Below are 14,066 nucleotides of genomic sequence, written 5' to 3'. Positions count from 1 at the left end.
CCAGGGTGAGGTCAGGAATGGGCTGGCAGGCGTACGAACGGATGGGCGTGGCCATGGGAATGACCATGGGGCGCGCTCTGGTAGGCACCGGCCTCGGGCTCGAACGGCGCCTGTTCGGCGACCACCTCCAGTCCCAGGCCGCGCAGCATGTCGTCGAGCACATGGTCGTGCTGGTAGCGCAACAGGCCCGGTTCGATCTGCAGCGGCACATGGCGGTTGCCCAGGTGGTAGGCGGCGCGGGCCAGCAGGTGCGGGTCGGTGCAGCGCACCGTGGACACCGCCTCCGGCGCGGCCAGTACCTGGATCACTTGAGTGCCTTCGGCGTCGCCCAGCAATTCGCCGCCACGCAGCAGATGGCCGCGCTCGAGCATCAACCCGGCCTCGCGGCCATCGTCGAGGGTGACCCGCAGGCGGCTCTTGATGCGGCTGTCGACATTGAGAGTGACGGTGCCGGTGATGGCCTCGGCCTGGGTGATGCGACGGGTAAGGACAATCATGTTCGCTCCTTCAGAACAGGAAATAGCGCTGCGCCAGCGGCAGCTCGTGGGCCGGCTCGCACACCAGCAGCTCGCCGTCAGCGCGCACCTGGTAGGTCTGGGCATCGACCTCGATCAGCGGTTGCAAGGTGTTGTGGACCATGTCGGCCTTGCGCACCCGCCGGCAGCCATGGGCCACGCCGATCAGGCTCTGCAGCTTCAGTTCATGGGATAGGCCACGGTCCACGGCGGCCTGGGGCAGGAAGGTCATGCGCGTGGCATGCCGCGCCGCGCCCAGGGCGCCGAACATCGGCCGGTAGTGCACCGGTTGCGGGGTCGGGATCGAGCCGTTGATATCGCCCATCGGCGCCGTGGCGATCATCCCGCCCTTGAGCACCAGGGCCGGCTTGACCGCAAAGAACGCCGGCGCCCACAGCACCAGGTCGGCCAGCTTGCCCACCTCCACCGAACCGACTTCGTGGGCAATGCCGTGAGTCAGCGCAGGATTGATGGTGTACTTGGCGATGTAGCGCTTGACCCGGAAGTTGTCGCTGTAGGCGCCGTCCGGCGCCAGCGGGCCGCGGCGCAGCTTCATCTGGTGCGCCACCTGCCAGGTGCGCAGCACCACCTCGCCGACCCGGCCCATGGCCTGGGAATCGGAGGAGGTCATGGCGAAGGCGCCCATGTCGTGGAGGATATCCTCGGCGGCGATGGTCTCGCGGCGGATGCGCGACTCGGCGAAGGCCACGTCCTCGGCAATGCTCGGGTCCAGGTGGTGGCAGACCATGAGCATGTCCAGGTGCTCGTCCACCGTGTTCACGGTGTAGGGCAGCGTCGGGTTGGTCGAGGACGGCAGCACATTGGCCTGCCCCGCCGCGCGGATGATGTCCGGCGCGTGGCCGCCGCCCGCCCCTTCGGTGTGGAAGGTATGGATGGTGCGCTCGCCGATGGCGGCCAGGGTATCCTCGATGCAGCCCGACTCGTTGAGGGTGTCGGTGTGGATCGCCACCTGGATGTCCATCTCCTCGGCCACCCCCAGGCAGCAGTCGATGGCGGCGGGCGTCGAGCCCCAGTCTTCGTGCAGCTTGAGGCCCACGGCACCGGCGGCGATCTGCTCGCGCAGGGCCTCGGGCCGCGAGGCGTTACCCTTGCCCAGCAGGCCGATGTTGATCGGCAGGCAGTCGGCGGCCTGAAGCATGCGCGCCAGGTACCAGGGGCCGGGGGTGCAAGTAGTGGCGTTGGTGCCGGTGGCGGGGCCGGTGCCGCCGCCGATGAACGTGGTCACGCCGCTGGTCAGCGCCTCTTCCACCTGCTGCGGGCAGATGAAGTGGATATGCGAGTCGATGCCGCCGGCGGTGACGATCTTGCCTTCGGCGGCGATCACCTCGGTACCCGGCCCTACAGGCACCGTGACACCAGGCTGCACATCGGGGTTGCCGGCTTTGCCGATGGCGGCAATACGCCCGTGCTTGACACCGATATCGGCCTTGACGATGCCCCAGTGGTCGATGATCAGTGCGTTGGTCAGCACCAGGTCCATGGCCTGCGCCGCGAGCATCTGCCCCTGGCCCATGCCGTCGCGGATCACCTTGCCGCCGCCGAACTTGACCTCCTCGCCGTAGATCGTGAAGTCCTTCTCCACCTCCACCCACAGCGCGGTATCGGCCAGGCGCACACGGTCGCCGACGGTGGGACCGAACATGTCGGCGTAGGCCTGGCGGGAAATGCGGCTCATGCCCTGCCCTCCAGCGCGCCCATCACCTTGCCCTGGAAACCGTACACCTCGCGCTTGCCGGCATAGGCCACCAGTTGCACGGTGCGCGCCTGCCCCGGCTCGAAGCGCACCGCGGTGCCGGCCGGTATGTCCAGGCGATAGCCACGGGTCGGCTCGCGCTCGAATACCAGGGCGTCGTTGACTTCATAGAAGTGGTAGTGCGAGCCCACCTGCACCGGGCGGTCGCCATGGTTGGCCACGCTGACGCTGACAGTCTGGCGGCCGAGATTGAGCTCGATGTCGCCCGCGGCGACCTGGACTTCTCCGGGGATCATGCCGGCTTCCTCAAACGATGGGTTCATGCACGGTCACCAGCTTGGTGCCGTCGGGAAAGGTCGCCTCGACCTGGACGTCGTGCAGCATCTCCGGCACACCGGCCATCACCTGTTCGCGCACCAGCACCTCGCGCCCCAGGCTCATCAGCTCGGCTACCGTGCGGCCATCGCGGGCGCCTTCGAGTACCGCGGCGCTGATCAGCGCCACCGCTTCCGGGTAGTTGAGTTTCAGGCCACGGGCCAGGCGCCGCTCGGCCAGCAAGGCGGCGGTGAACAGCAGCAGTTTGTCTTTCTCTCGCGGGGTCAGCTCCATGGCGGCTCTCTTCAGGTGGCCCAGATGCGCGGCGGGCACGGCGCCAGGCCGAGCACGGCCGGGCGCAGCAGGTGCCAGAGGCGCTGCAGGTTACGTTGCAGGTGTTGGTTGTCATGGTCGAGCAGGCGGATCACCAGCAGCGGGCCGAGCAGGGTCGCGCCGGCGGGCGTGGCCAGTTCGTCGAGGGCCTGGCGCACCTGGTCGAGCAGCGCCTGGTCGGCCGGCGCGGCGCAGAACGTGGCGATCAGCGGGTGCCCGGCCAGTTTGTCCAGGTGCCCGCCTTGGATGCGCAGGCGCTCGTGCAGGCCGGGCTCACCGGGCAGTTCGATGCGCAATCGGCTATCCAGGGCGCCCTGTTCGAAGCGCTCGCCCATCACCGGGCGGCCCAGGCACAGCGTCTCCCAGGCCAGCAGGCGGGCACCGGGCTCGAGGGTGAAACGGCTGTCCAGGCAGGCTCGGGCACCGTTGAAGAAGATGCTGTCCTGGGGCAGCCACTCCAGGGTGCTGCCGGCGGCGAGGTGAAAGCGCTGGGCCAGGCGCGCGGTGGGGCCAATGCTGCGGTAGAACTTGCTGGCGCCGGGCATGGTCAGCAAGGCGTGGCTGCCGGTCTCCAGGTGGATGTCCAGCTCCAGGCGGTCACCAGCAACGATCCCGCCGGGCGGGTGCAGCACATAGACATGGCACGGCGCGCCCTCCGGGTAGAAGGGTCGCTGCACCAAAAGAGGTCCGACATGACGGCGCGCACCAAGGCGGGTCACGCCCTCGCGCTGGACGAAGCGCAACTGCAGATGGGCGCTCCAGCCCGGGTCTGCCTGCGGTGGGTCGATCTGTTGCGCCAACGACATCCTGGAACCCCTGAAATCCGTGGCCTGGCGGCCGGATTGAGGGTCAAGCGCGGGGGCTTGCGGGCACGCCGGGCTGACCACTCGATCAATATTCGCTGATGGGATATAGCAGGGAGCGGGCCAACTGCGCAGATGAACGATGATGAAACTTTCGAACCGTCAGTCATGCCGCAAGGCTGCGGCCCAGAGCGGCTGCGCCCCGGCGCGCAATTCGGGTGCCAGCCTCGATGGCGAAGTGCGCTAAAGTGACCACCCTGCCCTTTTTCGAGCCAAGGACGCCCCCATGCAATTCGCCCCCGCCATTCCGATCCTGCGGATCTTTTCGGTCGACAAGGCCCGGGAGTTCTACCTCGACTTCCTCGGTTTCCAGCTCGACTGGGAACACCGCTTCGCCCCGGACCTGCCGCTGTACATGCAGGTCCACCGCGACGGTCTGATCCTGCACCTGTCCGAGCACCACGGCGACGCCACGCCGGGCGCGGCAGTGTTCGCCCGGGTCGAGGACCTCAAGGCCCTGGAGCGTGAACTGCTGGCCAAACAATACGGCTATGCGCGACCGCACGCCGAGGCAGTCGATTGGGGCCTGGAGATGCAGGTCGCCGACCCGTTCGGCAACCGCCTGCGCTTCTGCCAGCAGATCGACAACGTCTGATGGCCGGCGGCAAGCGTGCCCTGGCGCGCCTGGAGCGGGAGATGGTCGCCTGCCTGACCGAGGCCTGCGCCACCGCCCAGGGCGAGATCGTCGGTTTCGCCTGGCTCACCCATCAGGTGGACCTCGACGACTTCCCCGCCAGCCTGCGCATCACCTGGGTGTTCACCGACGACACCGACAAGGCCCGGGCCCTGGCCGGCACGGACAAGGCGCGGATGATCGCGCTGACGGCCCAGGCGCTGAGCGACGCGGGGATCGAGCTGGACCATGTGGCCTGGCATGTGCGCTTCGACAGCGAAGAAGCCTGCTGGCGCGATCATGGCGGCGACTGGAACCGGCGTTTGCGCTGAGCCCTTCAAGCCCTGCGCGGTCCCTGTAGGAGCGGCCTCGTGCCGCGAAGGGGCTGCGCAGCAGTCCTTAGACCTCTGCGCCGAAGCAGATATTGCCGGGGCCGCTTAGCGGCCCTTTCCGGCCGGTCCGACGCCTCGGCAAGGCCGCTCCTACAGGGGATTGCGCATGTGCTGACGACGCGCATAGGCGAAAACGTTGCCTTCCAACGCGTTGCTGGACTAGTCTTGCACCCACTCCACACCACAAGGTATTCGTCCAATGCGCCATTGATGCCGCCGTCAGCCTGACGGCCAGTCTTCAGCCTCCGGCTCACGCCGGGGATGTCGCGGCATGAGTGGAGTTGTGCATGACGAACTCGTCGATCCTGACGCTGGACAGCGTCACCCTGGTCCTGCCCGATGGCAGGCCACTTTTCACCGACCTCAACGAATCCTTCGACCTGCGCCACACCGGCCTGGTCGGACGCAACGGCGTGGGCAAGAGCTTGCTCGGGCAACTGCTGGCCGGCCTGCGCGAGCCCAGCCAGGGCCACTGCCTGCGCCATGGTCGAGTGCATCATCTCGACCAGCAGGTGCTCGCCAACAGCGCCACTCTCGCTGACCTGGCCCAGATCGGTGGCACCCTGCGCGCCCTCGAACGGATCGAGCGTGGCAGCATCGACCCGGCAGACTTCGATGCGGTTGGTGAACGCTGGGACATCCGTTCGCGATTGTAGGCCCAGTTGCAACGCCATGGCCTGGGTCATCTCGACCCGCACTGCCCGGCCAATCGCCTGAGCGGCGGCCAGGCCATGCGCGTCGCCCTGCTCGGCGCCTGGCTGAGCGAGGCCGACTACCTGATCCTCGACGAGCCAAGCAACCACCTGGACAGCAGTGCCAGGGCCATGCTCCTGGACATGCTCCAGGGCTGGGAAAAAGGCCTGCTGGTGATCAGCCACGACCGGGCACTGCTCGGGCACATGGCACGCATCGTCGAACTGTCGCCCCTTGGCTTGCGCGCCTACGGCGGCGATTTCGCCTTCTACCGGCAGCAGAGCACCGCGCAGGCCGAACTGGCCGCGCAGGAACTGCTGCGCCTCAAGCAGCAGCGTCAACGCCAGGCCCAGGCATTGCAACGTCAGCGCGAGAACCTCGAGCGTCACCAGGCCAGCGCCGGGCGCCAGGCCAGGCAGGCGAACCAGGCGCAGATTCTGCTCGACCGCCAGCAACAGCGCAGCCAGGCCACCGCCGGGCGCCAGCGCCGCGAGCAGCAAGACGCCAAGGTGGCGCTGGACGAACAGGTGCGCCAGGCAGCGTGCCAGGTCGAGCGCGAGGTGCCGATCATGCTGCACGCCCCCACGCCGCAACGGCATGCGGGGCGCGAGGTGCTGGCCCTGGAGGGTTTGTGCCTGCCACGGGGCACGACGGATGCGCTGGATATGCGCCTGTGCCTGGGCCAGCGACTGGGGGTGGTGGGCGACAACGGCAGTGGCAAGTCCACCCTGCTGCGGGTGCTGGCCGGTGAACTGGCGCCGCGCGCGGGCAGCCTGCGGCTGACCGGCGAAGTGGCCCTGCTCGACCAGCACGGCAGCCGCTTGGAACCGCAACAGAGCGCCCTGGAACACCTGCGCGCCGCCAATCCTCGCCTGCAGTGCGACGAACTGCATCGTCGGCTGGCGCAGCTGGGCATCGATGCGGCACGCATCGCACTGCCCGGTGCCCTGCTCAGTGGCGGCGAACGGCTCAAGGTCGCGTTGGCTGCCGTGCTGTACCGTGAACAGCCATTGGACCTGCTACTGCTCGACGAACCGAACAACCACCTCGACCTGCCGTCGCTCGAGGCGCTGGAGCAGTTGTTGCGCCAGTTCAAGGGGGCGCTGCTGGTGGTCTCGCATGACCACGTTTTTCTGGAAAACCTGATTCTGAAGGACTATCTGCGTTTAGGCTCATCCCTTTCAAGGTCTTTTGGCGCGAGGGCTATTGACCGCATCAGGGCTACCAGGTGTTCGCCTTAACGCTTGCAGCGCCTATCAGATCGAGCGCCGCCCGCGCGGCGCATCGCGACGCAAGGCCGCTCCTACATTTGTTGCAACGTGCCAAACCTGTCAGGCCATGGTTGCCCGCCTTGGTGCATGTCGTGAGACAGGTGGGACGCCAGTGGTACCCACGCTGAAACCGCGTCGTACCAACAAGGCGTACCAGGTAATGTCACAGGATTGACTGGCCCGAAACAGATGTAGGAGCGGCCTTGCGTCGCGATGCGCCGCGCGGGCGGCGCTCGATCTGACAGGCGCTGCAAGAGTTACGGCGAACACCTTGAAAGGCCTGGCGTTTAGGCTGAATACACAAAGACATGTCTGACTAACATCCGACAACCTTCAGAATCCTCCTACACATCATTCGGAAGTCGGGGTCTTTAGCAACATCCCCCTGCACGGCAATGTTCCTGGCCAAGGTAAATTCCAAGGAATGTGGATGTGCAGTTCTGCACAGGCTCAGGCCTGTTCGTTCATCGTAATCGCCATCGCGACAGCGACTGACCCGAACGTACACGCCCGGCGGATTGTGTGACTGGCCGTTCCCGATCCGCGCCGGATGTATTATGGTGGCGGGGTGCGCATATAAAAGCAGCCCGCCGTGTTCGGGCAAGAGCAATGAGGGTGTCATGAGTAACGAAAGCATTAACTGGGACAAGCTGGGTTTCGACTACATCAAGACCGACAAACGTTACCTGTCCGTATGGCGTAACGGCGAGTGGGACAAGGGCACCCTGACCGAAGACAACGTGCTGCACATCAGTGAAGGCTCCACCGCCCTGCACTATGGCCAGCAGTGTTTCGAAGGCCTGAAGGCCTACCGCTGCAAGGACGGTTCGATCAACCTGTTCCGCCCCGACCAGAACGCCGCGCGCATGCAGCGCAGCTGCGACCGCCTGCTGATGCCACGGGTCTCGACCGAACAGTTCATCGAAGCCTGCAAGCAGGTGGTCAAGGCCAACGAGAAATTCGTTCCGCCGCACGGCAAGGGCGCGCTGTACCTGCGTCCGTTCGTGATCGGCACCGGTGACAACATCGGCGTGCGCACCGCCCCCGAGTTCATCTTCTCGGTCTTCGCCATCCCGGTCGGTTCGTACTTCAAGGGCGGCATGACCCCGCACAAGTTCCTGATCTCCGACTACGACCGCGCAGCCCCGCAAGGCACCGGCGCAGCCAAGGTCGGCGGCAACTACGCGGCCAGCCTGCAACCGGGCTACGAGGCCAAGAAAGCCGGCTTCGCCGACTGCATCTACCTCGATCCGCTGACCCACAAGAAGATCGAGGAAGTCGGTTCGGCCAACTTCTTCGGCATCACCGCCAACAACGAATTCGTCACGCCGAAGTCGATCTCGGTATTGCCGGGCATCACCCGCCTGTCGCTGATGGAACTGGCCGAATCGCGCCTGGGCCTGAAGGTGATCGAAGGCGACGTGGAAATCGACAAGCTCGACCGTTTCGTCGAAGCCGGCGCTTGCGGCACCGCCGCGGTGATCACGCCGATCGGCGGTATCCAGTACAACGGCAAGCTGCACGTGTTCCACAGCGAAACCGAAGTCGGCCCGGTCACCCAGAAGCTCTACGCCGAGCTGACCGGTATCCAGAGCGGTGACGTCGAAGCCCCGGCGGGCTGGATCGTCAAGGTCGCCTGAGGCGCCAGCCTGCAGTGAAGACGGGGCATGCCAGCGATGGCATGCCCCGTTTTGTTTGAGCATGGGCTCTGAAAAGATCCCCCAGGAAAACTAATCACAAGCGCACCACGCCCTTCTGTGGGAGCGGGTTCACCCGCGAACACCAGCAGAGCTGGTGCCAGACACCGCGGCGCTTGTTTCGCGGGTAAGCCCGCTCCCACAGGGCGTCGTGGTGTCGCGTAGATGAATTTTTCTTAAATCGCCGGTTGTCTATTCTTTGGCACAATCAGGTCTCCACTCGCCGCCCAGGAACCAGCATGCCTCGCGTACTGACCATCGAAGACGACGCCGTCACCGCCCAGGAAATCGTCGCCGAACTGTCCAGCCACGGTCTGGAAGTCGACTGGGCCGACAATGGCCGTGAAGGCCTGGCCAAGGCCATCGCCGGCGGCTATGACCTGATCACCCTCGACCGCATGCTGCCCGAGGTCGATGGCCTGACCATCGTCACCACTCTGCGCAACCTGAAGATCACCACGCCGATCCTGATGATCAGCGCCCTGTCGGACGTCGACGAGCGCGTGCGCGGCCTGCGCGCCGGCGGCGACGACTACCTGACCAAGCCGTTCGCCTCCGACGAGATGGCCGCCCGGGTCGAGGTGCTGCTGCGTCGCAACAGCGTGCCGATGACCCAGACCCGCCTGCAGGTCGCCGACCTCGAGCTGGACCTGATCAGCCACGAGGCGCGCCGCGGCGAACAGGCGCTGAACCTGCTGCCCACCGAGTACAAGCTGCTCGAGTACCTGATGCGCCACTCCGGCCAGGTGATCACCCGGATGATGATCTTCGAGGAGGTCTGGGGCTACCACTTCGACCCTGGCACCAACCTGATCGACGTGCACATCGGCCGTCTGCGCAAGAAGATCGACTCGCCCGGGCAGAACCCGCTGATCCGTACCGTGCGGGGCTCCGGCTATGCCATTGCCGAACCCGTCTAAGGGCTGGAGTTCTTCCACCAGCCGCCTGCTGGCGCTGTACAGCTTCCTGTTCGTGGCCTGGAGCAGCATCCTCATGGGGGTGCTGTACTTCGAGGTCACCAGCTACCTGAACAAGCTCACCCGCCACTCCATGCTGCAACGCCAGCACCTGTTCGCCCACATGAGCGGCAAGCAGCTGGACGACGCGCTGATCGCAAGCCAGGCCTTCGAGGAACGCAGCTTCGACGCCTACGGTTTGTTCGACACCCAGCTCAACCCGATCGGCGGGCGCATCCGCACGATACCCTCGGAGCTGGGCCTGGACGGCAAGGTCCACGAGCTCAAGCGCTGCCTGGACGCCGACGACCCCCACCTGCCCCGCGACAGCTGCGACGCCGTGGCGATCAAGGTGCAGGACGGTCGCTGGCTGGTGCTGGTGCGCGACAACGGCTCGCTGTTCGTGGTCACCCGGATCATTCTCGACGCGCTGCTCTGGGGCATTTCCCTGACCCTGATTCCAGGCTTCGCCGGCTGGTACCTGCTGCGCCGCCGACCGCTCAAACGCATCCGGGCGATCCAGGCCCAGGCCGAACTTATCGTCGCCGGTGACCTGACCCACCGCCTGCCGGTGTCGGTGCGCCGCGATGAACTGGACATGCTGGCCGCCATCGTCAACGCGATGCTCGACCGCATCGAAAGGCTGATGCATGAGGTCAAGGGAGTCTGTGACAACATCGCCCACGACCTGCGCACGCCCCTGACCCGCCTGCGCGCGCAGCTCTATCGCATTCGCCAGCAAAGCGGCGCCGACTCTGCCGAAGGCGAAGCGCTGGACCAGGCGATCGGCGAGACCGACACGCTGATGGCGCGCTTCCGTGGCCTGCTGCGTATCAGCGAACTGGAAGACCGCCAACGCCGCGCCGGCTTCGTCCAACTCGACCCGCAGGCTTTGCTGGTGGAGCTGCACGACTTCTACCTGCCACTGGCCGAGGATGGCGGCATCCGTCTGCAGCTGGAGCAGCCCGTGCAACTGGCGGCCCTGCATGGTGATCGGGAATTGCTGTTTGAAGCCCTGGCCAACCTGGTAGGCAATGCGATCAAGTTCACCCCGCAAGGCGGCCAGGTGCGCATGGTCGCAAGCGAAGACGATCAAGGCGTGCATATCGCCGTCGAGGACAGCGGGCCGGGGATTCCGACGGATGAGCGCGAGGCGGTGTTGAAGCGCTTCTACCGCAGTGAGGAAGGCCATCGCCACCCGGGGTTCGGGCTGGGGCTGTCGATCGTCGCGGCGATCGTCGACCTGCATGGGTTTGGATTGGAGGTGGGGGCCAGCGAGTGGGGTGGAGCCAAGTTGGTGTTGCATTGCCCATTGGTTGGGGTAGTTCAATAAAGAGCGGGGCCGCTTTGCGGCCCTTTCGCGGCACGAGGCCGCTCCTACAGGGGACCACGCAGCTCTGTAGGAGCGGCCTCGTGCCGCGAAAGGGCTGCGCAGCAGCCCCAGTGGCGCCAATCAGTCAGCCAGGCGCCAGGTGGTGGTGCCCTTGCTGTCTTCCAGCACCACGCCCATGGCGGTCAGCTGGTCGCGGATGCGGTCGGACTCGGCCCAGTTCTTGTCGGTGCGTGCCTGCAGACGCGCCTGGATCAGCGCCTCCACTTCGGCGGCATCGACCTTGCCCTCGGCGCCGGCACGCAGGAAGTCATCGGCCTCCAGCTGCAGCACGCCCAGCACATCCCCCAGCTCGCGCAGGCGACCGGCCAGGCCGGCGGCGGCCTCGGGGTCGCTGTCGCGCAGGCGGTTGATCTCGCGCACCAGGTCGAACAGCACGGCGCAGGCTTCAGGCGTGCCGAAGTCGTCGTTCATCGCCACGGTGAAACGCTCGACGAATGCCTCGCCACCCTTGGCCGCGACCCGCGGCAAGCCGCGCAGCGCGTGGTAGAAGCGCTCGAGCGCGCCCTTGGCGTCACGCAGGCTGTCCTCGGAGTAGTTGATCGCGCTGCGGTAGTGGCTGGCTACCAGCAGGTAGCGCACCACTTCCGGGTGGTACTTGTCGAGCACGTCGCGGATGGTGAAGAAGTTGTTCAACGACTTGGACATCTTCTCGCCATTGATGCGGATCATGCCGCAGTGCATCCAGGCGTTGGCGTACTGCTTGCCGGTGGCCGCCTCGCTCTGGGCGATCTCGTTCTCGTGGTGCGGGAACTCCAGGTCGCTGCCGCCGCCGTGGATGTCGAAGCTCTCGCCCAGGCAGCAGGTGGACATCACCGAGCACTCGATGTGCCAGCCCGGACGGCCCGGGCCCCACGGCGAATCCCAGTAAGGCTCGCCGGGCTTGACGCCCTTCCACAGGACGAAGTCCAGCGGGTCCTGCTTGGCCTCGTCGACCTCGATGCGGGCGCCGATGCGCAGGTCTTCGATCTTCTTGCGCGACAGCTTGCCGTAGCCGACGAACTTGCCGACCCGGTAGTACACGTCGCCGTTGCCCGGCGCGTAGGCATAGCCCTTGTCGATCAGGGTCTGGATCATCGCGTGCATGCCGGGGATATGGTCGGTGGCACGCGGTTCCAGGTCCGGCGGCAGGATGCTCAGGCGCCGCTCGTCCTCGTGCATCGCATCGATCATGCGGGCAGTCAGCGCGTCGAACGACTCGCCGTTCTCGTTGGCCCGGTTGATGATCTTGTCGTCGATGTCGGTGATGTTGCGCACATAGGTCAGCTCATAGCCGCTCTTGCGCAGCCAGCGGGTGACCAGGTCGAAGGCCACCATGCTGCGGCCGTGGCCCAGGTGGCAGTAGTCGTACACGGTCATGCCGCACACGTACATGCGCACCTTGTTGCCGTCCAGCGGCTTGAAAACTTCCTTGGTCTTGCTCAGCGTGTTGTAGATGGTAAGCACGAAGGTTCCTCAGCTGCCCCACGAATCGCGCAGGGTCACGGTCCGGTTGAATACCGGGCGACCCGGCTGGGAGTCTTTCAGGTCGGCGCAGAAGTAGCCTTCGCGCTCGAACTGGAAGCGGTCTTCTGGCTGGGCCTGGCCCAGGGAAGGTTCCGCGCGACAACCGCTGAGCACCTGCAGCGAATCGGGGTTGATGTTGTCGAGGAAGCTGCCGCCGTCTTCGGTCTTCTCCGGGTTGGCGGAGCGGAACAGGCGGTCGTACAGACGCACTTCGCACTCGACGCTGCCTTGCGCCGGCACCCAGTGGATCACGCCCTTGACCTTGCGGCCCTCGGGGTTCTTGCCCAGGGTGTCCGGATCGTACGAGCAGCGCAGTTCGACGATGTTGCCGCCTTCGTCCTTGATCGCCTCGTCGGCGCGGATCACGTAGCTGCCGCGCAGACGCACTTCACCGGCCGGCTCCAGGCGCTTGTAGCCCTTGGGCGGCTCTTCCATGAAGTCGTCGCGGTCGATGTACAGCTCGCGGGCGAACGGCAACACGCGCACGCCCATGTCTTCCTTCGGGTGGCGCGGCAGTTCGAGCTGCTCGACCTGGCCCTCGGGGTAGTTGGTGATCACCACCTTCAGCGGGCGCAGCACGCACATCGCGCGTGGCGCGGTGCGATCGAGGTCGTCGCGGATGCTGAACTCGAGCATCGCCATGTCGACCACGCCGTCGGAACGGTTGGTGCCGATCATCTCGCAGAAGTTGCGGATCGAGGCCGGGGTGTAGCCGCGACGGCGATAGCCCGACAGGGTCGACATGCGCGGATCGTCCCAGGCCTCAACGTGGCCTTCGTCCACCAGCTGCTTGAGCTTGCGCTTGGAAGTGATGGTGTAGTTCAGGTTCAGGCGGCTGAACTCGTACTGGCGCGGGTGCGCCGGCACCGGCAGCTTGTCGAGGAACCAGTCGTACAGCGGACGGTGGCTTTCGAACTCCAGGGTGCAGATCGAGTGGGTGATGCCTTCGATGGCGTCCGACTGACCGTGGGTGAAGTCGTAGTTGGGGTAGATGCACCACTTGTCACCGGTCTGGTGGTGGTGGGCATGACGGATGCGGTACAGGATCGGGTCGCGCAGGTTCATGTTCGGCGAGGCCATGTCGATCTTGGCGCGCAGCACGCGCTCGCCGTCCTTGAACTCGCCGGCCTTCATGCGCGCGAACAGGTCCAGGTTCTCCTCGACGCTGCGCTCGCGGAACGGGCTGTTCTTGCCAGCCTCGGTCAGGCTGCCGCGGTATTCCTTGGCCTGCTCGGGGGTCAGGTCGCAGACATAGGCGTTGCCCGACTTGATCAGCTCCACGGCCCAGGCGTGCAGCTGCTCGAAGTAGTCCGAGGCATAGCGCACCGGGCCTGCCCACTCGAAGCCCAGCCATTTGACGTCACGCTGGATGGAGTCGATGTACTCCTGGTCTTCCTTGGCCGGGTTGGTGTCGTCGAAACGCAGGTGGCAGGCACCGCCGAATTCCTTGGCCAGGCCGAAGTTGACGCAGATCGACTTGGCGTGACCGATATGCAGGTAACCGTTGGGCTCCGGCGGGAAACGGGTGACGATGCTCTGGTGCTTGCCCGAGTCCAGGTCGGCCTGGACGATCGGCCGCAGGAAGTTCACAGGGACGGCGGGTGCGCCTTTGGCAGCGGCGTTTGGCGCGTTGTCGGCAGTGGGCTTGCTCATAGTGTCCTTGAATGCAGGTAGCCGGCCCGGGTAGGCCGATTGAATCAAAGCGCCTATCATAGCCGAAGCAGTCAAGCTGCTGACAGCCGGAGCACCGACAAAGTGGCGCGTTTTGTCGCCGCAGCGGTCTACAATCCGGCACAATGGCGCCCCAG

General features: G+C 65.8%; 12 protein-coding genes and 1 pseudogene. 6 read left to right on the top strand and 7 right to left on the bottom strand.

The features are described 5' to 3' along the window. Positions 1–11 precede the first annotated feature (11 nt). The 5 genes from ureE to AC0MAZ_RS15425 are packed head-to-tail and all read right to left on the bottom strand — an operon-like array spanning position 12 to position 3,683. Positions 12–497 (bottom strand): urease accessory protein UreE, encoded by a 486-nt coding sequence (ureE, locus tag AC0MAZ_RS15445; RefSeq protein ID WP_234561021.1) that lies wholly within the window; start codon positions 495–497, stop codon positions 12–14. A gap of 10 nt (positions 498–507) precedes the next feature. Continuing rightward, positions 508–2,211: an urease subunit alpha gene (gene ureC, locus AC0MAZ_RS15440; RefSeq protein WP_475858412.1), complete on the bottom strand. Its 1,704-nt coding sequence runs from the start codon at positions 2,209–2,211 to the stop codon at positions 508–510. After that, positions 2,208–2,525, bottom strand: coding sequence for an urease subunit beta (locus AC0MAZ_RS15435; protein ID WP_232855380.1), 318 nt, complete (start codon positions 2,523–2,525; stop codon positions 2,208–2,210). The genes ureC and AC0MAZ_RS15435 overlap by 4 nt, the downstream gene beginning before the upstream one ends. A gap of 10 nt (positions 2,526–2,535) precedes the next feature. Beyond that, the gene (locus AC0MAZ_RS15430) at positions 2,536–2,838 is read right to left on the bottom strand and encodes an urease subunit gamma (protein ID WP_038706005.1); all 303 of its coding nucleotides are present in this window, start codon (positions 2,836–2,838) and stop codon (positions 2,536–2,538) included. Between the two features lie 11 nt (positions 2,839–2,849). After that, complete coding sequence (locus AC0MAZ_RS15425; RefSeq protein ID WP_234561023.1) at positions 2,850–3,683, bottom strand: urease accessory protein UreD; 834 nt, start codon at positions 3,681–3,683, stop codon at positions 2,850–2,852. A gap of 283 nt (positions 3,684–3,966) precedes the next feature. Here AC0MAZ_RS15425 and AC0MAZ_RS15420 point away from each other — a divergent pair, with 283 nt between their 5' ends. The 6 genes and pseudogenes from AC0MAZ_RS15420 (at position 3,967) to AC0MAZ_RS15395 (ending at position 10,695) form a co-directional block, all read left to right on the top strand. Further along, the gene (locus tag AC0MAZ_RS15420) at positions 3,967–4,335 is read left to right on the top strand and encodes a glyoxalase superfamily protein (RefSeq protein WP_050706017.1); all 369 of its coding nucleotides are present in this window, start codon (positions 3,967–3,969) and stop codon (positions 4,333–4,335) included. After that, positions 4,332–4,685 carry a hypothetical protein gene (locus AC0MAZ_RS15415; protein WP_198745506.1) on the top strand — a complete coding sequence of 118 codons (354 nt, stop codon included), beginning with the start codon at positions 4,332–4,334 and terminating at the stop codon, positions 4,683–4,685. The genes AC0MAZ_RS15420 and AC0MAZ_RS15415 overlap by 4 nt, the downstream gene beginning before the upstream one ends. A 347-nt stretch (positions 4,686–5,032) precedes the next feature. Beyond that, positions 5,033–6,679: pseudogene (locus AC0MAZ_RS15410) on the top strand (ATP-binding cassette domain-containing protein). Positions 6,680–7,329: 650 nt separating this feature from the next. Next, on the top strand, positions 7,330–8,349 hold the full coding sequence (locus AC0MAZ_RS15405; protein ID WP_028690746.1) for a branched-chain amino acid aminotransferase: 1,020 nt from the start codon (positions 7,330–7,332) through the stop codon (positions 8,347–8,349). A gap of 296 nt (positions 8,350–8,645) precedes the next feature. Then, the gene (locus AC0MAZ_RS15400; RefSeq protein WP_050706019.1) at positions 8,646–9,326 is read left to right on the top strand and encodes a response regulator transcription factor; all 681 of its coding nucleotides are present in this window, start codon (positions 8,646–8,648) and stop codon (positions 9,324–9,326) included. Next, positions 9,304–10,695, top strand: a complete 1,392-nt coding sequence (locus tag AC0MAZ_RS15395) for a sensor histidine kinase (protein WP_475858410.1) — start codon at positions 9,304–9,306, stop codon at positions 10,693–10,695. Before AC0MAZ_RS15400 ends, AC0MAZ_RS15395 begins: the two co-directional genes overlap by 23 nt. Positions 10,696–10,815: 120 nt before the next feature. Here AC0MAZ_RS15395 and cysS read toward each other — a convergent pair whose 3' ends face one another. Further along, positions 10,816–12,198 (bottom strand): cysteine--tRNA ligase, encoded by a 1,383-nt coding sequence (cysS, locus tag AC0MAZ_RS15390; RefSeq protein ID WP_186714427.1) that lies wholly within the window; start codon positions 12,196–12,198, stop codon positions 10,816–10,818. A 9-nt stretch (positions 12,199–12,207) separates the two neighbouring features. After that, the gene (locus AC0MAZ_RS15385) at positions 12,208–13,911 is read right to left on the bottom strand and encodes a glutamine--tRNA ligase/YqeY domain fusion protein (protein ID WP_203646844.1); all 1,704 of its coding nucleotides are present in this window, start codon (positions 13,909–13,911) and stop codon (positions 12,208–12,210) included. Positions 13,912–14,066 lie beyond the last annotated feature (155 nt).

The sequence above is a fragment of the Pseudomonas sp. A genome (assembly GCF_056270345.1).
This window is presented reverse-complemented; position numbering and strand designations above follow the sequence as displayed.

Bases quoted from the DNA above. Each gene is read 5' to 3' on its own strand.
- AC0MAZ_RS15435 (WP_232855380.1), bottom strand. From the start codon at position 2,525: ATGATCCCCGGAGAAGTCCAGGTCGCCGCGGGCGACATCGAGCTCAAT.
- ureE (WP_234561021.1), bottom strand. From the start codon at position 497: ATGATTGTCCTTACCCGTCGCATCACCCAGGCCGAGGCCATCACCGGC.
- AC0MAZ_RS15420 (WP_050706017.1), top strand. From the start codon at position 3,967: ATGCAATTCGCCCCCGCCATTCCGATCCTGCGGATCTTTTCGGTCGAC.
- AC0MAZ_RS15430 (WP_038706005.1), bottom strand. From the start codon at position 2,838: ATGGAGCTGACCCCGCGAGAGAAAGACAAACTGCTGCTGTTCACCGCC.
- AC0MAZ_RS15385 (WP_203646844.1), bottom strand. From the start codon at position 13,911: ATGAGCAAGCCCACTGCCGACAACGCGCCAAACGCCGCTGCCAAAGGC.
- AC0MAZ_RS15405 (WP_028690746.1), top strand. From the start codon at position 7,330: ATGAGTAACGAAAGCATTAACTGGGACAAGCTGGGTTTCGACTACATC.
- AC0MAZ_RS15425 (WP_234561023.1), bottom strand. From the start codon at position 3,683: ATGTCGTTGGCGCAACAGATCGACCCACCGCAGGCAGACCCGGGCTGG.
- AC0MAZ_RS15400 (WP_050706019.1), top strand. From the start codon at position 8,646: ATGCCTCGCGTACTGACCATCGAAGACGACGCCGTCACCGCCCAGGAA.
- AC0MAZ_RS15395 (WP_475858410.1), top strand. From the start codon at position 9,304: ATGCCATTGCCGAACCCGTCTAAGGGCTGGAGTTCTTCCACCAGCCGC.
- ureC (WP_475858412.1), bottom strand. From the start codon at position 2,211: ATGAGCCGCATTTCCCGCCAGGCCTACGCCGACATGTTCGGTCCCACC.